Source organism: Tundrisphaera lichenicola, from assembly GCF_051175385.1.
In the GTDB taxonomy this organism is placed as follows: Bacteria; Planctomycetota; Planctomycetia; order Isosphaerales; family Isosphaeraceae; genus Tundrisphaera; species Tundrisphaera lichenicola.
The window spans coordinates 5,880,864-5,907,021 of record NZ_CP195106.1; the positions used below are offsets into that span (position 1 = coordinate 5,880,864).

16 protein-coding genes are annotated in these 26,158 nt (G+C 65.2%); 14 read left to right on the forward strand and 2 right to left on the reverse strand.

What is annotated here, in order from left to right:
- Nucleotides 1-52: 52 nt before the first annotated feature.
- The 5 genes from P12x_RS23110 (at nucleotide 53) to purQ (ending at nucleotide 7,472) form a co-directional block, all read left to right on the forward strand.
- Complete coding sequence (locus P12x_RS23110; RefSeq protein ID WP_435007289.1) at nucleotides 53-1,336, forward strand: protein kinase domain-containing protein; 1,284 nt, start codon at nucleotides 53-55, stop codon at nucleotides 1,334-1,336.
- 393 nt (nucleotides 1,337-1,729) lie between these two features.
- Complete coding sequence (locus P12x_RS23115; protein ID WP_435007291.1) at nucleotides 1,730-2,590, forward strand: prephenate dehydrogenase; 861 nt, start codon at nucleotides 1,730-1,732, stop codon at nucleotides 2,588-2,590.
- 207 nt (nucleotides 2,591-2,797) lie between these two features.
- Complete coding sequence (gene purL, locus P12x_RS23120) at nucleotides 2,798-5,656, forward strand: phosphoribosylformylglycinamidine synthase subunit PurL (protein ID WP_435007292.1); 2,859 nt, start codon at nucleotides 2,798-2,800, stop codon at nucleotides 5,654-5,656.
- A gap of 65 nt (nucleotides 5,657-5,721) precedes the next feature.
- Nucleotides 5,722-6,567 (forward strand): NYN domain-containing protein, encoded by an 846-nt coding sequence (locus tag P12x_RS23125; RefSeq protein ID WP_435007294.1) that lies wholly within the window; start codon nucleotides 5,722-5,724, stop codon nucleotides 6,565-6,567.
- A gap of 131 nt (nucleotides 6,568-6,698) precedes the next feature.
- Nucleotides 6,699-7,472 carry a phosphoribosylformylglycinamidine synthase I gene (gene purQ, locus P12x_RS23130; RefSeq protein ID WP_435007296.1) on the forward strand — a complete coding sequence of 258 codons (774 nt, stop codon included), beginning with the start codon at nucleotides 6,699-6,701 and terminating at the stop codon, nucleotides 7,470-7,472.
- Nucleotides 7,473-7,496: 24 nt separating this feature from the next.
- Here the strand turns inward: purQ and cynR are convergent, their stop codons facing one another.
- Nucleotides 7,497-8,387, reverse strand: coding sequence for a transcriptional regulator CynR (gene cynR, locus P12x_RS23135; RefSeq protein WP_435007297.1), 891 nt, complete (start codon nucleotides 8,385-8,387; stop codon nucleotides 7,497-7,499).
- A 153-nt stretch (nucleotides 8,388-8,540) separates the two neighbouring features.
- On the opposite strand from cynR, the gene P12x_RS23140 reads away from it, so the two are divergent.
- The 3 genes from P12x_RS23140 (at nucleotide 8,541) to P12x_RS23150 (ending at nucleotide 12,014) form a co-directional block, all read left to right on the forward strand.
- Nucleotides 8,541-9,245 carry a succinate dehydrogenase cytochrome b subunit gene (locus tag P12x_RS23140; RefSeq protein ID WP_435007299.1) on the forward strand — a complete coding sequence of 235 codons (705 nt, stop codon included), beginning with the start codon at nucleotides 8,541-8,543 and terminating at the stop codon, nucleotides 9,243-9,245.
- 13 nt (nucleotides 9,246-9,258) lie between these two features.
- A complete protein-coding gene (locus P12x_RS23145; protein WP_435007300.1) occupies nucleotides 9,259-11,169 on the forward strand; it encodes a fumarate reductase/succinate dehydrogenase flavoprotein subunit in 1,911 nt (636 codons plus the stop codon).
- 89 nt (nucleotides 11,170-11,258) lie between these two features.
- Nucleotides 11,259-12,014 (forward strand): succinate dehydrogenase/fumarate reductase iron-sulfur subunit, encoded by a 756-nt coding sequence (locus P12x_RS23150; RefSeq protein ID WP_435011714.1) that lies wholly within the window; start codon nucleotides 11,259-11,261, stop codon nucleotides 12,012-12,014.
- 338 nt (nucleotides 12,015-12,352) lie between these two features.
- On the opposite strand, the gene P12x_RS23155 is transcribed toward P12x_RS23150, so the two are convergent.
- A complete protein-coding gene (locus P12x_RS23155; protein WP_435007302.1) occupies nucleotides 12,353-12,613 on the reverse strand; it encodes a hypothetical protein in 261 nt (86 codons plus the stop codon).
- A 585-nt stretch (nucleotides 12,614-13,198) separates the two neighbouring features.
- Here P12x_RS23155 and P12x_RS23160 point away from each other — a divergent pair.
- The 6 genes from P12x_RS23160 to P12x_RS23185 all read left to right on the forward strand — a co-directional run bounded on the left by P12x_RS23160 (nucleotide 13,199) and on the right by P12x_RS23185 (nucleotide 26,150).
- On the forward strand, nucleotides 13,199-14,266 hold the full coding sequence (locus tag P12x_RS23160; RefSeq protein WP_435007303.1) for a type III polyketide synthase: 1,068 nt from the start codon (nucleotides 13,199-13,201) through the stop codon (nucleotides 14,264-14,266).
- 77 nt (nucleotides 14,267-14,343) lie between these two features.
- Nucleotides 14,344-15,537, forward strand: coding sequence for an NAD(P)/FAD-dependent oxidoreductase (locus P12x_RS23165; RefSeq protein ID WP_435007304.1), 1,194 nt, complete (start codon nucleotides 14,344-14,346; stop codon nucleotides 15,535-15,537).
- Nucleotides 15,538-15,676: 139 nt separating this feature from the next.
- Nucleotides 15,677-17,632 (forward strand): sialate O-acetylesterase, encoded by a 1,956-nt coding sequence (locus P12x_RS23170; protein WP_435007305.1) that lies wholly within the window; start codon nucleotides 15,677-15,679, stop codon nucleotides 17,630-17,632.
- Between the two features lie 250 nt (nucleotides 17,633-17,882).
- Nucleotides 17,883-20,336 (forward strand): sigma-70 family RNA polymerase sigma factor, encoded by a 2,454-nt coding sequence (locus tag P12x_RS23175; RefSeq protein ID WP_435007307.1) that lies wholly within the window; start codon nucleotides 17,883-17,885, stop codon nucleotides 20,334-20,336.
- Nucleotides 20,337-21,229: 893 nt separating this feature from the next.
- Complete coding sequence (locus P12x_RS23180) at nucleotides 21,230-22,252, forward strand: KpsF/GutQ family sugar-phosphate isomerase (protein WP_435007308.1); 1,023 nt, start codon at nucleotides 21,230-21,232, stop codon at nucleotides 22,250-22,252.
- Between the two features lie 253 nt (nucleotides 22,253-22,505).
- Entirely contained in the window at nucleotides 22,506-26,150 is a 3,645-nt protein-coding gene (locus P12x_RS23185; protein ID WP_435007309.1) for a hypothetical protein, read from the forward strand.
- The last annotated feature ends 8 nt before the right edge of the window (nucleotides 26,151-26,158 follow it).

Here is a 26,158-nt window from a genome sequence, read left to right on the forward strand (position 1 = left end):
CGTCTTGGCGGTCAATCTCTCCTTTCCGTCTCGCAGTCACCCGGAGCCTGGGATGAATGTGGTTCTTCGGGTCACGGCCGGCCCGCATTCGGGGATGGAATACACCTTCGACCGGCACGAGACATTCGTGATCGGGCGATCGTCGCAGGTCCAGTTCCCGGTGCCCGAAGACGGATTTCTGTCGCGAAATCACTTCCTGATCGAGTTCAATCCCCCGGTTTGCTACCTCCGCGACCTGGGCAGCACCAACGGGACCAAGGTCAACGGCCTGAGGGTCGACGGGGTCCGCCTCCGCGACGGCGACACGATCTCGGCCGGGGAAAGCTCGTTCGTGATCCGGGTCGAGGAGACCACTTGGGAGGGTGGCCCCAAGATCCAATGCCTGGGGTGCGGCAAGCGGGCGCCCGAGGACCTGGCCATCAGCGCCCTGCCCGATGAGGACGCGATCAGCTGGCTCTGCGACGACTGCGTGGCGCTCCGCCGCAAGTATCCCACCACGGGATCCGAATATCTGATCGAGAAGAAGATCGGCGGCGGAGGCATGGGCGAGGTCTATCTCGCCCGCCACCTGCCCGACAACAAGCAGGTCGCCATCAAAATGATGGTCCCCTCGATCGCGGCCAGCGCCCGGGCGAAGCTCCGCTTCCAGAGAGAGCTTGACGTCCTGAAAAATCTGAGACATCCCAACATCGTCGAATATTACACCATGTTCGAGCTGAATGGGCAGTTCCAGCTCGTGATGGAGTATGTCGTCGGCAAGAATGCCATGGAGTGGGTCAGGTCGTTATCGGCACCCCTCTCGGCCGCCTCGGGCGCGCGGATCGGCTTCCAGTTGATGATGGCCCTCGATCATGCCCACACGAAGGGTTATGTCCATCGGGACATCAAGCCCTCGAACATCCTGATCACCGGCCCGACGGCCCGGCCCACGGTCAAGCTGTCCGACTTCGGCCTGGCCAAGAGCTTCCGCGACGACGCCGGATTCGCCGGGCTGACCCACCAGGGGGACATCGGCGGATCCGGGGGGTTCATCTCCCCCGACCACATCCGCGACTTCCGAGAGGCCAAAGAACCCGCCGACATCTACAGCGCCGGGGCCACTCTCTATTTCCTGTTCACCAACCAGTACCCGTTCTACAACTTCAACCCCCATCGGGCCGACGCCTATACCATGATCCTGGAGCACCCCGCCGTCCCCCTCCGTGCCCACCGCCCCGACCTCCCGGAAGGGCTGGACAAGGTCCTCCGCAAGGCCCTGGAGAAGCAGCCCAAGGATCGATGGAAGTCCGCCGCCGCGATGGCGATCGCCCTCAAGCCCTATCTGGACGCGGTATGAAATCGGTCGGAGCGACAAGATGGCCTTGCATCGACCACGGTTCAAATTGTCGGGACTGATCTTGCTGATCGCCGTCCTGGCCGCCGAGCTAGCCGTTCTTCCGGGTCGCGTTTCGATGGGTATGGCATGTTTTACCTTCTCCTGCGCACTCCTGGCTTCGCTCACCGGGCCGCTATCGAGGCTCGATTGGGCCACCGTCATCGCCGTTCATATTATGCTCATCGCCTTGCTCGTGCCGACTCGGAGGACGTTCCGTTGCGGACCAATGAGGCCGAATCCCACCAGGACACTCGGGCCATCTTTCGGTAGAATCCGCCCACCTGGCCCGCTTGCTTTGGCCGCCGGTTGCTATCTCCAGGGAATCGACGATACGTCATACGAGGGGCGAGCGTCTTGAAACAATCGGGAACCGTGGCGATCGTGGGAGTCGGGTTGATCGGCGGATCGATCGGGCTTGCCTTGCGCTCGAAGAGTCGGGCTGCACGAGTCATCGGGATCGGCCGGGACCGTTCCAGGCTGGAGGAGGCCCGACGGCTCGGGGCGATCGACGACTACTCGACCGACATGGCCGAAGGGGTTGCCCACGCCGAGGTTGCGGTCATCTGCACCCCGGTCACTCGACTGGTCGAGGATGCCCTGGAAGCCGCCCGATTCGGCCCTGAATCGATCCTCGTCACCGACGCGGGGAGCACCAAGGCCCGGATCGTCGAGGGGGTCGAGGCCAACGCGCGAGGACGGGCCGCTTTCGTGGGGGCTCACCCGATCGCCGGATCGGAGCGGCAAGGCGTGGCGCATGCCCGGGCGGATCTGTTCGAGGGTCGGTCGTGCGTCCTGACCCCGACCGATCGGACTCCGCCCGATCGCCTGGAACGGGCCCGAGCCTTCTGGACCGGCCTCGGCTGTCGGCTCTTCGAGATCGATCCGGCGACTCATGACAATCGGCTGGCCCGGACCAGCCACCTCCCGCATGCGGTGGCCGCGGCCCTGGCGGCCTCGATCCCCCCCGAAATGCTGCCGATGGCGGCCGGAGCCTATCGCGACGGGACCCGGGTGGCCGGGGCCGACGCCGGGATCTGGACCGCGATCTTCCTTGAGAACCCCCGACCGATCCTGAATGCCCTGAACGAGTTCGAGTCGCATCTGGCCGACTTCCGCGACGCCCTCGAATCGGGGGACGAAGCGAGGCTCCGGGCCTGGTGGGAGCAGGCCCGGGGTCATCGGAGTCGGTTCGATCATGCCGATCCCGACTCCTGACGGTTTCGTCGGCCGGTTCCTGTTTGAAATCCGCACCGAGATTCTACATAATAATTCCTTCGATCTTATGATCGCATCGAACCATCCTACCTGCCCTGCCGGTCGGCGATACAACCCGCGATGCGAGACGGATGCCGACCCAGGGACGGGGGTGGCCGACGCGGGCGGCCCGTCCCACTTTGAGACCCCTTGACGAGCCCTGCCCTCATGCTCTGGCATCTCCAAATCGACCCGGCCCCGGGGCAAGTTGACCTCGCGGGTCGCCGGGTCGCCGCCGACGCCACCGAACTCGGGCTGCCCGGCCCCTGGAACGTCTCGGCCAGCCGCGGCTTCCTGATCGAAGGGGCCGTCGACCGCTCCGCCGTCGAGCAAGCGGCCCGATCCGTCCTGGTCGACCCGGTCGTCGAGTCGTTCTCGATCCGCCTGGCCTCCGAGTCGGGCGGGTCGGTGGGAGCGGGCACGCTGATCCACGTCCTGCCCAAGCCGGGCGTGACCGACCCCGAGGCCGAGAGCGCCCTGGCACTCCTGCGCGACCTCGGGCTGGCCGTCGACAATGTCCGGACCATCCGGACCTATCGGGTCGAGGGACCCGGCGAGTCCCTCCCCCGGCTGATCGGCCGGGTCCTGGCCAACGACGCGGTGGAGCAGGCCGTCGTCGGCCCCCTGCCGTTCGACAAGCTCGGCCAGGGGACCTCGTACCGATTCGCCCGGGTCGAGGTGCCGATCCTCGGCAAGCCCGACGCGGAACTCCTGGACATCAGCCGGAAAGGGCAGCTCCACTTCAGCCTGGCGGAGTTCCGGGCGGTCGAGAGCCATTTCGCCGCTCTCGGCCGCGAGCCGACCGACGCCGAGTTGGAAACCCTGGCCCAGACCTGGAGCGAGCACTGCTCGCACAAGACCCTCCGGGGGCGGATCGAGTTCGAGGGGGAGGTCATCGACAACCTCCTCAAGCGAACGATCTTCGGCGCGACTCAGGAGATGGCCGCCGACTGGCTGGTCAGCGTCTTCGCCGACAACGCCGGTGTCGTCCGGTTCGACGACGATTTCGACGTCTGCTTCAAGGTCGAGACCCACAACCACCCCTCCGCGATCGACCCCTATGGAGGAGCCAACACCGGGCTGGGCGGAGTGATCCGCGACCCCATGGGGACCGGCCTCGGCGCCAAGCCGATCTGCAATACCGACGTCTTCTGCGTCGCCCCGCCCGACACTCCGGTCGAAGGCCTGCCGGCCGGAGTCCTGCACCCTCGGCGGATCCTGAAAGGGGTCGTCGCCGGGGTCCGCGACTACGGGAATCGGATGGGGATCCCCACCGTCAACGGGGCCCTGGTGGGCCACCCGGCCTATCTGGCGAACCCCCTGGTCTTCTGCGGGACCGTGGGCCTGATCCCCCGGGGGATGTCAACCAAGTCGGTCGAGCCCGGCGACCGAATCGTGGCTGTCGGCGGACGGACGGGACGGGACGGGATCCACGGGGCCACTTTCAGCTCGGTCGAGCTGACCGGCGAGAGCGAATCGATCTCCGGGGGGGCGGTCCAGATCGGCAACGCGATCACCGAGAAGATGGTCCTCGACGTGGTCCTCCAGGCCCGCGATCGCGGCCTCTTCCGCTCGATCACCGACTGCGGGGCCGGAGGCTTCAGCTCGGCCGTCGGCGAGATGGGGGCGGAAGTCGGGGCCGAGGTCGAACTCGACCGAGCCCCGCTCAAGTACGAAGGGCTCTCCTACACCGAGATCTGGATCTCGGAGGCCCAGGAGAGGATGGTCCTGGCCGTCCCGCCCGAGCACTGGCCGGCGCTCCGGGATCTCTGCGAATCCGAAGGGGTCGAGGCGACCGACCTCGGCCGGTTCGTCGACACCGGACGCCTGACGCTCAAATATCAGGGCGAGGTGGTCGGCGACCTCTCGATGGACTTCCTCCACGAGGGTCGCCCCGCCGTCGTCCGCCAGGCCTCCTACACCCCGATCGATCCCAGGCCGATCGACCTCCCCTCCGAGACCGACTATACGGCCGACCTGCTCGAAATCCTGGGCACCTGGGATGTTTGCAGCAAGGAATGGATCGTCCGACAGTACGACCATGAAGTCCAGGCCCGGACGGTCATCAAGCCGCTGGTCGGGGTCCTCGACGATGGGCCTGGGGATGCCTCGGTCGTCCTGCCGGTGGTCGGCTCGACCCGAGGGCTGGCCATCTCCTGCGGGATCAATCCGAGGTTCGGCCTGATCGACCCCGAGGCGATGGCCGGCTGCGTGATCGACGAGGCCGTCCGGAACTGCGTCGCGGTGGGGGCCGACCCCGACCGGATCGCGATCCTCGACAACTTCTGCTGGGGGAACACCGAGCGACCCGAGACCCTCGGCTCGCTGGTGATGGCCGCCAGGGGGTGCCGGGATGTGGCGCTCGCCTACGGCACGCCCTTCATCTCCGGCAAGGACAGCCTCTACAACGAGTACACGCACGAAGGTAAGAGCCTGGCCATCCCGCCCACCCTGCTCATCAGCGCGATGGGACAGGTCCCGGACGTCCGGAAGTGCGTGACGATGGATCTGAAGGAAGCGGGCAACGTCCTGCTCCTGATCGGTACCACCCGTGACGAGTTGGGAGGCTCGCACTGGGCGATGGTACGGGGCCTCGAAGGGGGCCAGGTCCCCAGGGTCGACAAGTCCGCCGCCCGCCCGACCTTCCGCGCGGTCCACGAGGCCATCAATCGAGGGCTGGTCCGATCGTGCCACGACCTCAGCGAAGGCGGATTGGCCGTCGCGCTGGCCGAGATGGCGATCGCTGGCGGCCTGGGGGTCGAGGCCAAGATAGCCGAGATCCCCTGCCCCTCGGGCGATCTGGCACCGATCTCCTTGCTGTTCTCCGAGTCACCGACCCGATTCCTCCTGGAGGTTCGGCCCGAAGCCCTGGATGAGGTCCTCATCCTGTTCGATGGCCGGGCGATCCACCAGGTCGGGATCGTGATCGATGATCCACGGCTGACCATCCGTGATGGCTCGTCAACCCTGATCGATGTACCGGTATCCGGCCTGAAGGACGCCTGGCAAGCGCCGCTCCGCTGGTAAGTGAACGAGTAAGCGAGTAAGCTCGTCAGAAAATGCCTTGCACTAAAACGTAAAGGAAAGCGCCGATGAATCGTTTCGTGACCTTCGTGGATGGGTCGAATCTCGATGGTGTCCTGAAGCATCTGAATCTGAGGGTGGACGACTACGGCTCGTTCTATCGCCACGTCTTCGAACAAAGTGTCCTGAATTGGGGTCGGACCTTCGCCGACGGCTCCCCCTGGCCGGCGGCCCAGCATTCGCGAATCTACTGGTATGTCGTCGGCAAGATGGATGAGTGGGACCTGAACGATCCCAAGGCCGAGGCCCGGCTCCGGAGCCGATTCGAGCTGAACCCGAGGCTCCGCGACAGCTACCTCGAAGATATCGTCCGGCGGATGCCTGATCTTCCCGGGGACCGTCGCAACGAAGAGGCGTGGAATCTCTGCTTCGCCGAGACCCGCGAGTGGTACGACAACAAGCGTCGGGCCCTGGAGCGGAAGAAGCGGTTCTATCACGGCGTCCAGGCCGCCACCGACTTCGTCGAGATCCGACAGGAAGGGCACTGGAAGGTCGACCTCCTGCACCACACCCTCAATGAGAAGGGGCTCGACACCAGCCTGGCCGTGGACATGGTCGCACTCCAGGACACCTTCGATATCGCGATCCTGATCTCGGGAGATGCCGACGGGATCCCCGGGATCAACTACGTCAAGGGCAGGTCCAAGCACGTCGGGGTGGCCGAGTTCCGCAGGGGGGCACCCGCCGACTTCCCCAGCAAGGGAGCCTCGTCGCGGCTCAAGATCGCCGCCGACTTCGTCGTCCAGGTCTACGAGGCCGACCTGATCCGCAGGAACCTCGCGTATCGGGCCGAGCCCGACTATCCCGGGTCGTCTTACTCATCGTCCTCGATGAGTCACGAAGGGAACTACTGAGGCCGATCATCGACCCCGAATTTGAGATTTCGGAGAGTTCCTGGTCTTCGAGACCCACGAACTCTCCGAAATCTGATCTTTCGACAATTCATATCTCTTTGATTCACGATTACCCCTCAGGAAAGCCGCCCATGCCCAAGCCCCGAGTCCTCGTCCTTCGGGCACCCGGGACGAATTGCGACGAGGAGACGGCCTTCGCCTGGCAAAGGGCGGGGGCCGAGACCGAGACCTGGCACGTGGGCCGGATGGTCGAAACCCCCGGAGCCCTCGACTCGTTCCAGATCCTCACCCTCCCCGGCGGCTTCTCCTACGGCGACGACCTCGGTGCCGGCCGGATCCTGGCCACCCGGCTGGAGACCGTCCTGGGAGATGCCCTCCGACGCTTCCGCGAGCGCGACGGCCTGGTCCTGGGGATCTGCAACGGCTTCCAGGTCCTCGTCAAGGCGGGCCTCCTGCCGGGTACTCCCGAGAACGGACCGGCCACGCTCACCTTCAACGACTCGGGCCACTTCGAGGCCCGATGGGTCAGGCTCCTCCCCTCGTCCGGCCTGAGCCCCTTCCTTTCGGACGACGAACCGATCGAGCTACCGGTCGCCCACGGCGAGGGGAAGTTCGTGGTTTCGGGCGAGGCCGCGCTCTCGACACTGGAAGCGGCCGGACAGGTCATCCTGCGCTACGCCGACTCGGAGCACCGGGCGACCTCGGAATATCCGGCCAATCCCAACGGGTCGCCCGGCGCGGTCGCGGGCGTCTGCGACCCGACCGGCCGGATCTTCGGCCTGATGCCTCACCCCGAACGGTTCATCGACCCGCTCCATCACCCCCGATGGACCCGCCGAGGGCTCGACCGCGAAGGGGACGGCCTCCGGATCTTCCGGAACGCCGTGAAGGCGCTGACCGCCTGATCCGCCCGGATTGATCCCTTCGTCTCAGTCTTCGGAACGTGCGGTGGACTCGGCGCGAATTGCCGTCGCAAAGGCGATCGCGGCCGAGGTCCGATAGGCCTCGCGATGCCAGAGGAGCGCGGCGGTCCGGGCCATCCTCGGCCCCTGGATCGGGACCTGGGCCAACCCTCGACCGTCGTTGACGGCTCGTCGAGAAAGTACGGTGGCCCCATTCCCGAGCCGCACGACCTCCAGGAGCGAGTCGATGTCGTTCATCTCGACGGCGACCACGGGCTCGACCCCGGCCTCGCGGAGTCGGTCGTCGATCAGCCGACGGGTCGAGAATTCCCGGCTGATCAGGGCCAGGGGATGCCCGGCCAGCTCGGACAGCCCGACCCGCGATCGGTCGGCCAGGGGATGGCCGCTGGCGACGATCAGCACGACCTCTTCCTCGAACAAAGTCTCGGCCACGATCTCGGCCGACTCGGGCGGGGCGTAGGCGATCCCCAGATTTAGCGTCCCGGCCACGAGCGCCTGCTCGATGGCCCGGCCGCTCGTCTTCTCGATCGCCAGGCCAACTCCCGGGTGGTCCAGCCGGAACCGGGCCACCGCCTTGGGGATCAAGGCCGTGCTGAAGGAATGGGTCACGCCAATCTTCAGATTCCCCCGACGGAGCCCGATCAGGTCCGACACCGCCGACGTGCCGGTCTCGACTTCGCGCAACGCCCCGATCGCGTGACGGCGGAAAACGTGGCCCGCCTCCGTCAAGCGGACCGTCCGCCCAGTCCGATCGAAGAGAGGCGCACCCAGCATTCGCTCTAGCTCCATGATCTGGAGCGAGAGCGTCGGCTGCGAGACGTGCAAGACCTCGGCCGCTCGGGTGAAATGAAGGGCATCGGCCACGGCGAGGAAATAACGGAGGTGACGCAACTCCATCGTGAACCTCGATCGGTCGATTGTTGGGCGCTATCGAGTTGATAAAGACAAAGAATTGGACCAATCGCAGTTTAGCTAATAAGTTATCACCTGGGATGGGATATTCTTCTCTCTGCCCATCCCCTCCTTGGTCCAAAGATCGGGACACGCCCCATGAGCGCGGTCGTCACCAAGCCTGCTTCGGGACCGACATCGTCGTCGGGTTCCCGGTTCCTGAAAATCTGGGGATCGACGGTCGGCCTGAAACTGATCATGGCCGCGACCGGGGTCCTCCTCTCGGGATTCGTCCTGGCCCACATGGCGGGCAACTTGCAGGTCTTCCAGGGAGCCGAGGCGCTCGACGCCTACGGAGCCCTACTCCACAAGGAACCCGCGATCCTCTGGGGGGCCCGGGCCACCTTGCTGGGTGCGGTCGGCCTTCATATCTGGGCGTATCTGCTACTGACCCGGAAGATCGGCAAGGCCCGAGGGGTGGCGGTCCAGGCCCGGAAGCATCGCGAGTCGACCTTCGCCTCGCGATCGATGCGACTCACCGGCCCGCTCCTGCTGGCCTTCATCGTCTTCCACATCCTGCACCTGACCACCGGCTCGGTCCACCCGGACTATCACGAAGGTTCGGTCTACGCCAACCTGGTCGGCGGACTCCGGGTCACCTGGGTGGGCGTCGTCTACATCCTGGCGATGGGCATGCTGGCCCTCCACCTCTGGCACGGCGTCTGGAGCATGACGCAGACCCTGGGGATGGACCAGGATCGTTACAAGTCGCCGGCCCGTCGGATCGCCACGGCTTTCACGGTCGTGGTCTGCCTGGGGTTTGCCGTCATCCCGATCGCGGTCCTCGCCGGTTATCTCAAATAAGAAGGGGGTCGCCGTGGAACTGAACTCGAACATCCCGCCCGGCCCGCTCGGCGAGAAGTGGTCGGACTACAAGCTGCACATGAAGCTGGTCAGCCCGGCGAACAAGCGGAAGTATTCCGTGATCGTCGTCGGGTCGGGCCTGGCCGGATCGTCGGCGGCGGCCACCCTGGCCGAACTCGGATACAAGGTCGCCTGCTTCTGCTACCAGGACAGCCCCAGGCGGGCGCACTCGATCGCCGCCCAGGGTGGGATCAACGCCGCCAAGAATTATCAGAATGACGGCGACAGCGTCGACCGCCTGTTCTACGACACCATCAAGGGTGGTGACTTCCGCTCCCGCGAGGCCAACGTCCACCGCTTGGCCGAGGTCTCGGTCGACATCATCGACCAGTGCGTCTCGCAAGGCGTCCCGTTCGCCCGAGAGTACGGCGGGACCCTGGCCAACCGCTCGTTCGGCGGGGCCCAGGTTTCTCGGACCTTCTACGCCCGAGGGCAGACCGGTCAGCAACTCCTGCTGGGGGCCTACCAGGCCCTGGAACGCCAGGTGGGCCAGGGGAACGTCTCGATGTTCCCGCGCCACGAGATGCAGGAACTCGTGGTCGTTGATGGGGTCGCCAAGGGGGTCGTGGTCCGGAACCTGGAGACGGGCAAGCTGGAGTCGTTCTCGGCCGATGCCGTCATCCTGGCGACCGGCGGATACGGGACGGTCTTCTATCTGGCGACGTACGCCAAGGGCTGCAACACCTCGGCCATCTGGCGTGCTTACAAGAAGGGCGCGGCGTTCGCCAACCCCTGCTACACCCAGATCCACCCGACCTGCATCCCCGTCACCGGCTCGCACCAGAGCAAGCTGACCCTGATGTCCGAATCGCTCCGGAACGACGGCCGGATCTGGGTCCCCAAGAAGGCCGGAGACCACAGGCCCCCCTCGCAAATCCCCGAGAACGAGCGCGACTATTACCTCGAGCGGAAATATCCGAGCTTCGGCAATCTTGCCCCTCGCGACATCGCCTCTCGGGCCGCCAAGGAGGTTTGCGACGAAGGGCGAGGGGTCGGCCAGACCGGCCTGGGCGTCTATCTCGACTTCGCCGACGCGATCGGCCGACTCGGCGTGACCACCATCCGGGAGCGGTACGGCAACCTCTTCGAGATGTACGAGCGGATCACCGACGAGGACCCTTACAAGGTCCCGATGCGGATCTACCCGGCCACCCACTACACGATGGGCGGGCTATGGGTCGATTACAACCTGATGAGCACCATCCCGGGCCTCTTCGTCTGCGGGGAGGCCAACTTCTCCGACCACGGGGCCAACCGGCTTGGGGCTTCGGCCCTGATGCAAGGGCTGGCCGACGGCTACTTCGTCGTCCCTTACACCCTGGGCAACTACCTGGCCACGGCCAAGCCCGCCAAGGTCTCGACGGATCACCCCGCCTTCCGCGAGGCCGAGGCGGCCGTCAACGCGCGGCTCAAGCGGTTCCTGGGGATCAAGGGCCGTCGAACCGTCGATATGTTCCATCGAGAGCTGGGCAAGATCATCTGGGACTACTGCGGGATGGCCCGGAACGAAGAAGGGCTCAAGACCGCCCTCCAGAAGATCCCCGCGCTCCGGCAGGAATTCTGGGAGGACGTCTGCGTCCTGGGCGAGGATGGCGAGGTCAACCAGTCACTAGAAAAGGCGGGACGGGTGGCCGACTTCCTCGAACTGGGCGAGTTGCTCTGCCTCGACGCCCTGGAGAGGCGGGAGTCGTGCGGGGCCCACTTCCGCGAGGAGTTCCAGGAGGAAGGGGAGGCCAAGCGGAACGACGAGGACTACTGCCACGTCGCCGCCTGGGAGTATACCGGCGAGGGGAACAGGCCGATCCGAAACGTCGAGCCGCTCGAATTCGAGAATATCCAGCTCCAGACCCGGAGTTACAAATAATGAGCACCGCCTCCGAGATCACCCAGAGCCCCGCCCAGTTCGCCGACCGCGAAGGGGACAAGGGCGGGCCTTCGGCCCATCGGAAGTCGATCAACCTGAAGCTCAAGGTCTGGCGGCAGAAGAACCGCCAGGCGACCGGCCGGTTCGTCGATTATGAGGCCCGCTCCATCAGCCCGGACATGTCCTTCCTGGAGATGCTCGACGTCGTCAACGAGGGGCTGATCCAGAAGGGCGAAGAGCCGATCGCCTTCGATCACGACTGTCGAGAAGGGATCTGCGGCCAGTGCGGCGTGGTCGTCGACGGCGCACCGCACGGGCCTCGAGCCCAGACCACGACCTGTCAGCTCCACATGAGGAGCTTCACCGACGGCGAGACGGTCACGATCGAACCCTGGCGGGCCGCCTCCTTCCCGGTCGTCAAAGACCTGATGGTCGACCGGGGGGCATTCGACCGGATCATCGCCGCCGGGGGCTACGTCTCGGTCCGGACCGGGAACGCCCCCGATGGCAACGCCATCCCCATCGCGAAGGATGAGGCCGACCTCGCCATGGACGCCGCCGCCTGCATCGGCTGCGGGGCCTGCGTGGCGGCCTGCCCGAACGCCTCGGCCTCGCTGTTCACCGCCGCCAAGATCTCCCACCTCAACTTGCTCCCTCAGGGCAAGCCCGAGCAATATCGGAGAGTGGTCAACATGGTTGAACGGATGGATGCCGAAGGCTTCGGATCCTGCTCCAATCATGCCGAGTGCGAGGGGGCCTGCCCCAAGGGGATCGGGATCGAGTTCATCTCTCGGATGTATCGCGACTATCTCAAGGCGAGCCTCTTCGGCAAGAAGAAGCCCTGAGCCGATCCGGATCGATAGCGAAACCGAAGGCGAAGCGGCCGGGGACCGACCCCGGCCTTCTCATTTCTCGGGACATTGAAGGGGCATCCCGCGGTTCAGGCCGTCGGAAAAATTCCCGCCGTTCTCCAGACTCCTCGATCCGAGGATTCGGGAATTCCCGAAGTTGGACGACTCGCACCCCGTCTCATCGAACTGATTTCATTCGCGAGCCCTTCACCCACGCGACGAGTGAGGTTGATCGGGCTCCCGATGAAATCTCCGATCACAAATCCATGAGATGATCAGGCGGGGAGACGACATTCGGGATCGGACTGTCGTCCAGCTGCTCTGATCAATGATTATGCCCTTCCCAGCAAATCGACCATTCGCTTGACGCTGTCGACTCCATATTGGTCGACCAACTGCTTCACTCCTTCCAGCACATCCAGGAGATCCCCATCCCGGGAGGAGACCACTCCGTCGAGCAACGTCCGCTTATGGACCGGGTTCGCCGAATTCTGACTCTTCTTCAGCTGGCTTTTGACCGCGCTGAAATGCTGGGCCGTCATCTCGATATCGTAGTTAGCCTTGATGAAAGCGACGGCCTTACTCGGAGACACGATCCCAGAGCGAATCGCCGCGCGTGCCGCGGCCGACTTCGAGAGCGGCGTCTCGGAATCTTCGCCGACTTCGGATTCAAGCTCCGCTTCCGGTTGCGACTCCGTCGGCGGGACTTGAATCGATCCGAGGCGAGTTCGTCCTTGCTTGCGTACCATGATATTAATCTCAATAAAAATTAGGGTTCAATCATCCGCATTTTAAGACCCGGAGAAATCTTTGCAATAGTTTAATCTCACAAGAATGAATGAGATGTCCACTGAAGCAGTATTTCATCTGCTGTTAAACTCAGTTAATGTACGCCCTGCTATTAGATCGACATATCGCCGGTGGACCCGTGCCATACCATCAATGAAGCCATCCCTCACATCGGGCTCGATGCAAGCATTGGTATCGTCCTGAATTCTTTGAGACCTGTACCTGGGCAATCCATTGCGGACCGAATGCCATTCGATCGACCATGGGCCGCAGGTCATGGCGCCTTCGTCCTATTTCTTGCGGGGTATCCCCGATGGCGCACGGTTCGCCTATGCTAAGGGGACAGGTTTCGCCGACGCACTGTGACTCGAGCTTCAAGGCAGCCCTTCATGAGCTTCGCGATCTGGGGAATGGGCACCGCCCTGCCGTCGCAGAGCATCTCGCAGGAGCGGGCGGCCGAGGTGATCAACCAGGCGTCCGGCTACGATGCAGATCAATCGCGCTGGGTGGAGTCGCTCTATCGGGGGGCGGGCGTCCATCGTCGACATCTCCTGATGCTGGAGCATCTCGACGAGATCCTCGAATCGCCCGGGGGTGTCCCTCGATTCACCACCGGCTGGCGGATGGGACGCTACGAGGAGTCGATCATCCCGATGGCCGCCGAGGCCTCCGGGCGTGCGTTGGAGGCCTCGGGAATCGCGGCCTCGGAGATCACCCATCTGGTCACGGTCTCCTGCACGGGATTTTCCGCGCCCGGGTTCGATCTGGCCCTCTTCGATCGGCTGAAGCTCCGTCCGGTGGTCCAACGGACCCACGTCGGGTTCATGGGGTGCCACGGGGCCATGAACGGACTCCGGGTGGCCGCGGCCTATGCCGGGAGCGATCCCTCGGCCCGGGTCCTGGTCTGCGCCGCCGAATTGACCAGTCTCCACTTCCGATATGAGCCCGACCCGCGACTCTCGGTGGTGAATGCCCTCTTCGCCGACGGCTCGGCGGCGGTGGTGGGCCGGGCCGGGCTCCCCGACCACCGAGGGGCCTGGACCCTGACGGCGAGCGGTTCGGTCCTGGTCCCCGACTCCGCGGGGGCGATGACCTGGCGGATCGGCGATCAGGGCTTCGAGATGACGCTTTCCCCGAAGGTCGGCGCCCTGATCGGCGAGCATCTTCGACCCTGGCTCGCGAGCTGGCTCGATTCCCTGGGCCTCTCGATCGGAGACATCCCCACCTGGGCGATCCATCCCGGAGGCCCGAAAATCCTGGATGCCGCAGAGTCGGCACTGCAGCTCTCGGGCGAGGCCACGGAGGATTCCCGGGAAATCCTGGCCGCATTCGGCAACATGTCCTCGCCAACGGTATTGTTCTTGCTAGATAGGCTCAGGAGACGCAACGCCCCCTTGCCCTGCGTCTCCTTGGCCTTCGGTCCTGGCCTGGTGGTCGAGGCGGCCCTGTTCACCTGAACGGCCCTCGCGATCGGCCATTCCGGAATCCTCCATCTCGGCAGGATCGAGGAATTGCAGATCGAACGGGATAGATCATGATCCAAAGATCGAGCGACTCCTTCGATGTCGTCATCGCCGGCGCTGGGCTGTCCGGGTCGTCATTGGCCTTGCAACTCGCGCGTCGAGGGATGAGTGTCGCGCTGGTGGACCCCGGCCGCTTCCCTCGCGACAAGGTCTGCGGCGAGTTCCTCAGCCCCGAATGCTGGGGGATTCTCGATCGGCTGGGACTCGCCGAAGCCGTGACTCGCTCGTGCTATCATCCGATCCATCTGGTCCGGATCTCGACACCCGAAGGTCGGGAAATCACGGCCGACATCTCCGGTGCGGATGGACTCCCGGGGCTCGGTCTGAGCCGGTCGTTCCTCGACGATCTGATCGTGGGGAAGGCCCGAGAGGCCGGCGTGGAAGTCTTCGAAGGGACTCGGGTCGGGGGTGCGATCCTGGAGAAGGGACGAGTCGTCGGAATACACGCTCGCGGTCCCGAACCGATGGAACTCCGCGCGAGCCTGACCATCGCGGCCGATGGCCGACACTCGGTCCTCGTCAAGCAGACCGGTCGGACCAAGGCCCGGAGTTGGTTTCGCCCCGGCCTGTTCGGCCTGAAGCGTCATTACTCGATCGATGATCCCGAGGCGACCGAGCACCCCGGGACCGTGGGCCTGCACCTGATCCCCGGGGGCTACGGGGGGACCTGCCGAATCGAGGGGGGCTCGACGAACCTCTGCGCCTTGCTCCCCGAGTCGGAGGTCCGGGAACGTCGAGGGGACCTGGATCGGCTCGCGATCGAGACGCTGGGCCGGAACCCGATCCTGGCCCGGCTCCTGGCCTCGGGCAAGCCGCTGGGCGACTGGAAGACGGTGGCGGGAGTGAGGGTCCAGGTCTCCACGCCCGAGCGATCGGGCATCCTCTATGTAGGTGACAGCCAGGGGACGGTCGATCCCCTGGGCGGCCAGGGGATGACGATGGCCTTGCTGGGGGCCGAGGTGATGGTCCCCTTCGTCGAGCGAGCCCTGGACTGGCCCGATAGCGCGGACTTCTGGATCCAGGCCGATTGCCAGGAGGCCTGGCATCGGCGATTCGACCGACGAGTCCTGCTCTGTCGCGCGTTCCACCACATCCTGGTCAATCCCCGGGCGATCGACCTGTCTTCGAGCCTGGGATCGGTCGCGTCGAGGGTCCTCGCCTCCTGCTTCCATCAGACTCGCGATCGGAAGTGGAAGGCGAGCTGAGGACGGGTCGAGGCGGATTCCCTCCCAGGCGGTTGCGAGCGGCCTCCGGCGCGATCTATCCTGGAGGTTATCGGACGGCTCGCGACCCGATCGGGAAGGCCCCGGTGAGGTTGGACGCCGCCGGAGAGGACACCGCGCCATGATCGGATCGTTCACGCTCGCCCTGGCCCTGCTCGCCGGGCCGGGAGCCGAGGAGGGCCAGGGCCGGCCGTTCCTCCACCCGCTCTTCACGGATCATGTCGTGCTCCAGCGCGACGCCCCTCTGCCCATCTGGGGCTGGGCCGAGCCCGGTTCTCGGATCAAGGTCGCCCTGGCCGGACAGTCGGTCGAGACAACCGCCGACGACCAGGGCAAGTGGCTGGTCAAGTTCGGCCCCTACCCCGCGGGCGGGCCGCATACGCTGAGCGTCAGCGGGCCGAAGACGGTCGAGATCCGGGATATTCTGGTGGGAGATGTCTGGATCTGCTCGGGTCAGTCCAACATGGAATGGCCCGTCAACCGCGCCGACCGTCCCGAACAGGAGATCGCGGCGGCCGACCACCCGCGAATCCGCCTGTTCACCGTCCCCAAGAAGATCTCACTGGAGCCGCAAGTCACCGTCGACGCCTCCTGGGAGGTCTGCTCGCCGGAGACCGTGGGCGAGTTCTCCGCGGTCGGCTACTTCTTCGGGAAGGACCTCGAACGCGAGCTGAACGTCCCGATCGGGCTGATCGATTCGAGCTGGGGCGGGACCATCGCCGAGGCCTGGGTGAGCGACGAATCCTTGACCCCGATGGGAGACTTCGACTCGGCCCTGGGCCAGATCCGCCAGGCCCTGGCCGAAGAGAAGGGGAAAACTCCCCTCAAATTTGAGGAGGCCATGGCCGCCTGGTGGAAGAAGAATGACCCGGGCTCATCCGAGGACCCGAACTGGTCGGACCTGAAGTTCGACGCCAAAGGCTGGCAGTCGATGGAGCTTCCCGGCCACTGGGAGGAGAAAGGCCTGCCCGACTTCGACGGGATCGCCTGGTTCCGCAAGGAGTTCGAACTTCCCGAAGGCTGGGCCGACAAGGAACTGACCCTGAGCCTCGGGGCGATCGACGACCGCGACACCACCTGGATCAACGGGGTCGAGGTCGGTCACATGAATCAGTTCAACTCCAAGCGGGATTACAAGGTCCCCGCCGGGGTGGCCAAGGCCAGCCGGAACGTGATCGCGGTCCGGGTCCTCGACACGTCCGGTCAGGGGGGATTCGCGGGCTCGAAGGAAGACATGAAACTGACGATCGCGGGAGAGGACAACGCCGAGCCGATCTCCCTGGCCGGTCCCTGGTCTTACAAGGCTTCGACCCCGCTGGGCGAGCTGTCCACCCCGCCGGAATCGGAGAACAGCAATCCCAACCGCGTGACCGTGCTGTACAACGGCATGATCGCGCCCCTCAAGCCGTTCCCGATCAAGGGGGCGATCTGGTATCAGGGCGAGAGCAACGCGGGAAGGCCCGCGCAATACCGCAAGCTCCTCCCGACCCTGATCCGCGACTGGCGCGAGAAGTTCGGGGTCGGCGAGTTCCCCTTCCTGATCGTCCAGCTGGCCAACTACATGAAGCGCCAGCCCCAGCCGGCGAACTCCAACTGGGCCGAGCTTCGCGAAGCCCAGTATCTGACCACCAAGGTCCTGCCCAGGGCGGGAGTCGCCCTGGCGATCGACATCGGCGATGCCACCGACATCCACCCGACCAACAAGCAGGAAGTCGGTCGACGGCTCGCGCTCGATGCCCTGGCGATCGGCCACGGGAAGGACGTCGAGTTCTCCGGGCCGGTCTTCAAGTCGCTCGAAATCCAGGGAAACAAGGCGAGATTGTCGTTCGATCACGTCGGGGCCGGCCTGGTCGCGGCCGGGGGCGACAAGCTCGAAGGGTTCGCCATCGCGGGCGAGGACGGCCAATATCACTGGGCCGACGCTACGATCGACGGGGATACGGTCGTGGTCTCCTCGACCGAGGTCGAGCACCCCAAGACGGTCCGCTATGCCTGGGCCGACAACCCGGCCTGCAACCTCTACAACCAGGACGGACTGCCCGCCGTCCCGTTCCGGTCCGACCCGCCCTCGGACTGATCGGCAGTCGAGTTCTCCAGGACCCTCACCCCATCCCTTGCCCAATGGGAGCGGAAGCCAAAGCAATCCCTCTCCCCCAGGGAGAGGGTGGCCGAAGGCCGGGTGAGGGTCGAGACGCATGGCGTGAGGGTCAAATCGCCAGGTCTCGCGGATTTTCGATCGGATTCCCCGCGGAATCCGGGAACCAAATCCCCTCTCCATCGCATGGTTAAAGCGAGCGACGATCGTTCGACAGCCGGGAGGGAGAGGGATGACGAGCGGGTCCAGGGCCTCGGCCATGCGGCAGATCGGCACGCTGTTCGGGTCGGGGACCGTCGCCGGGATGAGCGACGGCCAGTTGCTCGAGCGGTTCGTGAGCCGGCGCGATGAAGCGTCCGAGATCGCCTTCGCCGCGCTGGTCGCCCGGCACGGGCCGATGGTCCTGGGCGTCTGCCGGAGGGCCCTGCCCGACCGATCCGACGTCGACGACGCCTTCCAGGCCACCTTCCTCATCCTGGTCCGCAAGGCCCGCTCGGTCCGGGTGGACGACTCGCTCGGGAGATGGCTCTACGGCGTGAGCCGGAAGGTCGCGGCGAGGGTCCGCGCCGAGGCCGCCCGGAGGCCCCGGCACGATTCCGGACCGCTCGGCTCGATCGAGGCTCGCCCTTCCGATCCCGACCGTTTCGACCTGAGGGCGACGATCGACGAGGAGCTGGACCGGCTCCCCGAGTCGTACCGATCGGCGATCGTCCTCTGCGACCTCGGGGGATTCTCGATCGAGGAAGCCGCCGAAGACCTGGGTTGCCCCGTCGGGACGATCAAGAGCCGCCTGAGCCGGGGTCGAGCCCGCCTCCGGACCGGCCTGGAACGTCGAGGGCTCGCCCCCTCGAGCGCGCTGGTGGTGCCCGCCGTCCCGAGCCGGCTCCTCGAAGCCGCGACCCGTGCGTCCATCTTGTCCAAGGTCGGAGGAGCCTCGGCGGTCGGGTTGGTCCCGGCCTCGGCGGCCCTCCTCGCAGAAGGGATGCTCCAGACCATGACCGGATGCAAGATCAAGCTCGCCGCATCGGCCCTGATGACCATCGGCCTGGCCGTCACCGGTGCGGGAGTGATGGCCCGGCAGGGCCCAGTGGACGAGAAGTCGGTTTCGGGGGATACCTCGAATGAGAATGTCTCGAAATCGGCGGTGGTGAAGCCAGGTTCAAATTTCACCACCTCGGAGCAGATGGAGATCAAACTCCTCGCACCAGTGACTGTTGATTTCAAAGAGACCCCCCTGGAAGAGGCTATTCAATTTCTGCAGGATTACACCGGCCTCAAGGTCGACCTGGATCCGAAGGCATTGGCGGCCAAAGGTCTGACGCGCAAGGTACCCGTCAGCCTGTCGGCCGAGGAAATCATGCTGAAAAATGCATTGAGGCAGATCCTCAAGCCGCTTGGGTTGACCTACCGGGTCGCGGACGAGTCGAATTCGATAAAGATAGGTTTGAATTTGACCGCCTCAGAACGGATGGAGGCCAAACTCCTCGAGCCCGTGACGGTTGATTTCAATGAGGCGCCCCTGGAAGAGGCGATTCAATTTCTGCAGGACTACACCGGCCTGAACATCGTCCTCGATCCGAAGGCATTGGCGATCAAGGGGCTGACTCCGAAATCTCCGGTCAGTTTGTCGGCAAAGGGGATTACACTCAAAAGCGCCCTGAAGTATCTACTTCAACCGCTCGGATTGTCCTACCAAATTGAGCAAGATCTCATATTGATCACGGCAACACGTTTGTCGATTCAAATCGATAAACTCGAACAGCTTCGGGGACAACTGGCCCGGGCCCAGAAGCTTGGGCTAGATCCAGCCGATCCCGGGATTCTGCTTGCTAAGCGAGAGGTAGATTCTCGGATCGAAGAAATCCGTTCGACGATCCTCGGGAAAGTGTTCGATCCCACTCAAGCCAAGCCAGTCGATCGCGTCCCAAAACCGGTTCCGGATGTTGCCGATGCGAAAGCAATTTCGCCGCCCAGGGAATTCAACAAGGTCTCTATGCCCGACTACGTCGTCGAGCCGCCCGATATCATCGTCATCGAGGTCTTGCAGGCTCGCGAGGGGCGACCGATCACCGGCGAGCGGCTCGTCAAGCCGGACGGGAAGATCTCGCTGGGGTTCTATGGCGAACTCTACGTGGCGGGCCTGACCACGACGGAGATCAAGGAGAAGATCGTCCAGCACCTTCGCGATTATCTCAGCGACGAACTGCTCGGGCTCGTCTCGGTCGATCCCGCGACGGGGGAGACGAAGAAGACGTCGCCGCGAGACACCGACCGGGTCTTCGTGGATGTCTCGGCCTTCAACAGCAAGGTCTATTACGTCCAGGGGGATGTGGCATCCCCGGGACGACTGCCGGTCACCGGAAACGAGACGGTCCTCGACGCGATCAATTACGCGGGGGGACTCCAGTCATCGGCCGACAAGAACAACATCCGCCTGATCCGTCCCGGCAAGACGGGTCAGGAGGGAGAGCAGATCCTCAGCGTCGATTTCGACGCGATCATCCACAAGGGGGACTCGAAGACGAACTATCAGCTCTTCCCCGGCGACCGCCTCATCGTCTACCGCGACCCGACCGCCAAGGCGAACCCCGACGTGGAAGCCCGCCTGAGCAAGGTCGAGGAGAAGCTGGATGAGGTCCTCAAGGTCCTGGAAAGGCTCCCGAAGGCCGAGGCTCCTCCCGAGTGAAGCGTCAGTCATTTCAAGGACCCTTGCCCCGACCCGGGTGAGAATCCTTGACCTTGTCGTCGGCGGAGCAAGCTCCGCCTGAACAAAGCGTGAGCAAGCTCTCGCACTCCAAAGCGGCTCCGCCGCGTCGGGAACAAGGCCGCCGGAGGCCTTGGAGTGCGGGAGCTTGCTCACGCTTTCCACCCCGGAGCTTGCTCCGGGAATCAACGTCATCCCACTTCCAACTCCCACCCCAATGATCTGAGCACACCCCTCCGACCTATCCGAACGATGGGAATCGGATTTCCCTCGTGAAACTCAGCTAACGACCGGGCCTCCTTCCCGATCTTATTCACTCGGACAAGGTGGGCCTGACACGCTTCGGACAGTCCCGTTGGGTTCGTTTTTCCCGACGGGCCACCGCCCCGAAAACGGCCGTCGAGCCTCGATCGAGCTTGGGTTCGTTTTTCCCGGCGAATCGGAAGGGGACCAGTCGATCCGAAATCTGCTTCGAAGAATGGACTTGCACCGAATTGGGTTCGTTTTTCCAGGAACGACATGCCCGACTCCGTTGGAGGAGGGCTGTCCGCCGAAAAGGCAAGTGCCCGGTCGGGATTGTTGCTGCTCTTCGAGAAGCCGGATGTCTTGTGGGGGACTCGCCTCGCATCAAGCCGGATATTTTCCCAGAATTACCGAATCTTCTTGGCCGGGCGATTCTCCGCAAGCCAGCCATTCTCCCTGACCGATGATTGTCCAAGACACGTCATGCAAGTTGCCCAGGACCGCGTTGACGAGGTTGTCACGATGGGCTATGGTCCCCGCTCGAAGAGGACCGGACGGTCGGAGATCGGCTCCCCAAGGACGGGGGGTCCGCGCCGAGTGCGTCCGCCCGTCGCGGTGCAGGGAGGCACACGATGGCGATGATCACCGACTCGACCCTGGCCTGGGAAACCGAGGCCGAGGGCCTGGCGTTCGCCCGCGAGGTCCTCCGAATCGAGGCCGACGCCCTGGATCGGGTCCGCGAGCGGCTCGACTCGACGATCGCCAAGGCGGCCGACCAGGTCTTCCGCTGCCGTGGGAGCGTGATCGTCACCGGGATGGGCAAGGCGGGGATCGTCGGCCAGAAGCTGGCGGCCACCCTGGCCTCGACCGGGACCCGGGCCTTCCCGCTCCATCCCGGCGAGGCGATCCACGGCGACCTCGGGCGAATCCGCCCCGATGACGTGGTGATCGCCCTATCCCAGAGCGGCGAGACCGAAGAAGTCCTCCGGCTCATGCCCGCACTCCGGCGGATCGGCGCGATCCTGGTGGCGATCACCGGGCGTTCGACCAGCTCGCTCGGGACCGCCGCCGACCTTTGCATCACGCTCGGGCCGATCGAGGAGGCCTGCCCGCTGGGCCTGGCCCCCTCGGCCAGCACCACGGCCATGATGGCCGTGGGGGATGCCCTGGCCCTGCTCGTCAGCCGGATGCGCGACTTCCGGGCCGAGGACTTCGCCCTCTATCACCCCGGCGGGGCGCTCGGGCGTCGCCTGGCCTTCGTCGACGACCTGATGCGGACCAACGGCCGGCTCCGGGTCGCCCGCGAGAACCTGAGCGTCCGCGAGGTCTTCGTCCTTCTGGCCGGCCCTCGTCGGCGTTCGGGGGCCGTCCTGATCGTCGACGACTCCGAGCGTCTGGTCGGGATCTTCACCGACTCCGACCTGGCCCGCCTCTTCGAACACCGTCGAGACGACCTGCTCGACCGCCCGATCGGCGAGGTCATGACCCCCGACCCGGTCCAGATCCTGGTGGGCTCCTCGGTCGGCGAGGCGGTCGAGGCGATGAAGTCTCGGAAGATCAGCGAGCTGCCGGTGGTCGACCGAGGAGGCCGACCCGTCGGCCTGATCGACCTGACCGACCTGATCGGCCTGGTCCCTTTGGAACTCGAGGAGTGACGGGCATGATGATTGCTCTGATCGGGGAGTCCATCTCCCGCCTCCTCACGAGGGACGCAAATCAATGCCATCGGCGAGAATTACCCCTCATCTTGAGGATTTGATGGTAAGAATTGCTTTGTCGATCTGACAATGTCCACGAGCGGTCCGCATCGCGTAAGAAAAGGATCGGGCGACCGGCGCGGGGCGTCGGCAGACGCCGAATCGGCGGCGGATGGCGGTCGGCCGTGTGCCTCAAATACCGGATGCCATCGTGTTCAAGAAAGCATTCAAGATCATTCTGACGTTCGGCCTGCTGGTCGCGGGATACGCCGGGTACACCCGGGTCTTCGCGATCGTGGCCGATCAACTGGCCCGGAATTCCGACGGGGATTCGACCCCGTTCCCGGAAACCGAGTCCAAGTCGGCGATCCGGGCCTCCGAGCTGGCTCGCGAGTCCCTGCCCTTGAGCTCGTTCGCGGCGGGTCGGCCCAAGATCGTCCACTACGATCAGTCCCGCGGCTATTATCTCTACGCGGATAATTACGAGAGACTCGACGATGGCAAGCGTCTCCGGATCTGGCCCTTCGCAATGATCTGGGCGTCCAAGGACGGCAAGAGTCGGAAGACCGCCACCAGCAACGAGGCGATCATCGACCTCAGCCAGCCGTTCGGGATCGTCAAGGGCGACGGCGGCCCTTCCCGGGTCACCCACGCCCAGATGATCGGCGACGTCAAGCTCCGGGACGACAAGGGGACCCGGGACGATCCGAGCGACGACCTCCGAGTCGGCCCGATGGCCTCGCTCGAATACGACGAGAAGACGCTCCAGATCACGACCGACTCCGAGGTCATCCTCGAAGATCGCGATCTCTGGATGAGCGGCTTGCGGATGATGATCCAGCTCCGGAGGGCCGCCCCCAAGCCCGGCGCGGCCCCCTCGTCAGCAGGTGTGGGATTCGATGCCGAGACGGCCTATCTTTACGAGAACATCCACATCATCGTGAAGAACGTCGGCTCCAATGGCATCCTGCCCGGCTCGGCGAAGCCCGAGAAGGGGGGACAGACCCCGCTCGACCTCCGCGCCGATGGCGAGATGAGGATCGACCTGCCCCGCCCGCATCCCCTCGTCGTGATCGGCCCGCCCGACCTGAACCGCGCCCCCGACCCGACCCTGGTGAAGTTCAAGACCAACGTCCGGGTCACTCGCGGGACCGACAAGCTCGACCAGCTCAACTCCGACACGCTCGACCTGAGTTTCGAGCCCGGGGCCAAGCCGAGCACCCCGCCCGTCGGTGCCGTTGCGGCCGTCGATGGCAATCCGACTGCCCCGGCCCCGGTGTCGAGCGGGCCGGTCACCGACCTCCAGCTCCGGACCGCCCTCGCTCGCGGCCACGCCGTCTGGCTCCAGTCCGAGGCGCAGGGGATGAAGGCCAAGTGCCTCGAATTGAGGTATGCGAAGTCGGCCGATTCGGGGATCCCCGACAAGACCTACCTCTTCGGCGGCCCCTCGAAACTCTGGGTCGAGAAGGTCGAGTACGACACGAAGGCCGCCGACCCGTCCACGATCAAGTCGGTCCTGAATCTCTATGCGATGGACGCCACGATCTTCGACAGCGGGAGCGGCGGGACCTCCGAGGTAATCGCCCGGGGGCCGGGGCATGTCGAGGATCGTCCCGCTCGGGGGGCCTCGGTGACCCACACCGCCTTCTGGGAAGACGAGATGAAGATGCTGACCTGGAGGGACGGCCAGGCCATGCCCGCCGCCGGGGTCCAGGCCAATCCCGCCGGCACGGGAACCCTCCGACGCCTGATCACGCTGAGCGGCGTCTCCAAGCTGATCGACCACAAGGAGCCGACCACCCTGGACGCCCGGAAGGCGATCGTGGCCGAATTCGAGACCGTCAAGACGGCCACAGTCCCCGTCAAGGAAGAGACCAGGATCAAGAAGCTCAAGGGTTATGAGGACGTCCACCTGACCGCGCCCGGGCGAGTCCTGACGGCCCGGCTTCAGCTCGACGCCAAGTTCGTCGAGGTGGCTTCCGGCGAGGTCGCCGACCGGCCCGCGCCACCGACCGGCCCGACCACCACCTTCCTGGCCCCGGCCCCCAAGATGGCCTCGAATCCGCCCGCCCCCAATCCCCAGGCGGCGGAAGCCAAGCCGCAGGCACCCGTCCAGGCCGTCGATGCCCGGGCCGACCGGGTCTGGGCCACGGTCGTTCTCGGTTCGGGGGATCGGCCCAACGGCGAGCTCAAGGATGCCCTGCTCCGCGGGGACGTGATGGTCCACCAGGACCCGGCCCCCGGCAAGCCCAAGGGGAGCGACGCCACCGGCCAGGCCCTCGACATCTACAGCCAGGGCAATGGGCTGATGAAGTTCGTGGTGGCCTCGGAGGAGCCCGAAGCGGCGGCCTCGAAGGCCAAGCTCGCCTCCGACGCCCCCGACCGACCCCAGGCCACCCCGGTCCTGGCTCGCGTCGAATTCGAGGGGCGGATCATCGAGGCACCGCTGGTCGGGCTCGACCAGAAGCTCGACTTCGCCTGGGCCCAGGGGCCGGGCAACTATCTCCAGCTGGCCGACGCGGGCTTGCTGGACGACAAGGGGCTCGTCGTTGATGGCAAGCCGGTTGACGGTCGTCCCCGGGGGCCGATCGACCCGGCCAAGGACCGGCTGGTCATCACCTGGAACGAGGAGATGAAGTTCTTCGGCAAGTCCAAGGACCTCCAGGGCCGGGCCGTGGCCAAGGCCGAGTTCCGAGGGACGTCGAAGGAAGTCCGGACGCCCGACGGCAAGCGGGTCTTCCGCCGGGGGGTCGAGGCCAAGATGACCGACGCGGCGATCTTCTGCGACACGATGGACGTGTACATGGATCGCGAGATCTCCCTGAACAAGGAGCCCGGGAAGCCGAAAGCCAAGCGGAATCCCGACGAACCCGCCGAGACCGACGCCCAGATCGCCCTGCTGGAGTGCCGGGGGGAGAACCGCGACGAGGCCAGCAAGCTCCAGTACGCCGGGGTCGACATCACCAGCCAGAAGCTTTTCCCGGGGACCAAGGAGCTGAAGGAGAAGCAGCGGATCCGGAGCACCCACGTCCTCTACGACAAGCGGACCGGCGACTTCGAATGCCCGGGGCCCGGGACCACGTACCTGTACCAGCGTGACAACGGCCCAGGGGCCTCGGGAAATCTCCAGCCGACTGCCTTGCCGGTCTCCGGCCCGGGGACACGCGGGCGAGGCATCCCGCGAGCCGACATCCTCCGGGTCCCCAACCTGAAATTAACCCGCGTCACCTACACCGAAGGGATGCGCGGGCGGTTTGGGACCTCGAAGGAGCAGGCCGAGTCCCAGACCCGGCACGCCGAATTCGTGGGCGAGGTGCAGGCCGCCAACGCGACGGTCCCGCACGGTTACAGCGACATCGACAACGACCGTCCCAACTCGGCGGATTACCTCTTCCTCTCGTCCGACGTCCTCCACGTCTACAGCGAGCCCTCCCGGGGCGACTCGAAGGCGGCGGCTCGCCAGCTCCTCTTCGCCCGAGGGAACGCGGTGGCCAGGACCCTGGATCGGACGATCCAGGCCGATCGGGTCACGTTCGACTCGGCCACCGACCTGACTTATGCGTTCGGCGACGATGACAAAGAGATCGTCATGAACGAGCAGAAGAGTCCGGGGCAGGAACCCAACACGATCCGGGGCAAGTCGGGCCGGTACAACAAGCGGACCCGGGCCGGAGAAATCATCGACCCCCAGGCGATCCAGCTATTCGACCTCAAGACCGGAGTTCGACCCGCCCCGTTCTATCCCGACACCGGCGGCACGCCCAAGCCCGGCGATCCGCCCAAGCCTCAGCGGATGCCCTTCATGAAGACCCCCCGCAACTCGACCGAGCGGAAGAGCTTCACCGGCGGGACCTGAGCTTCGAA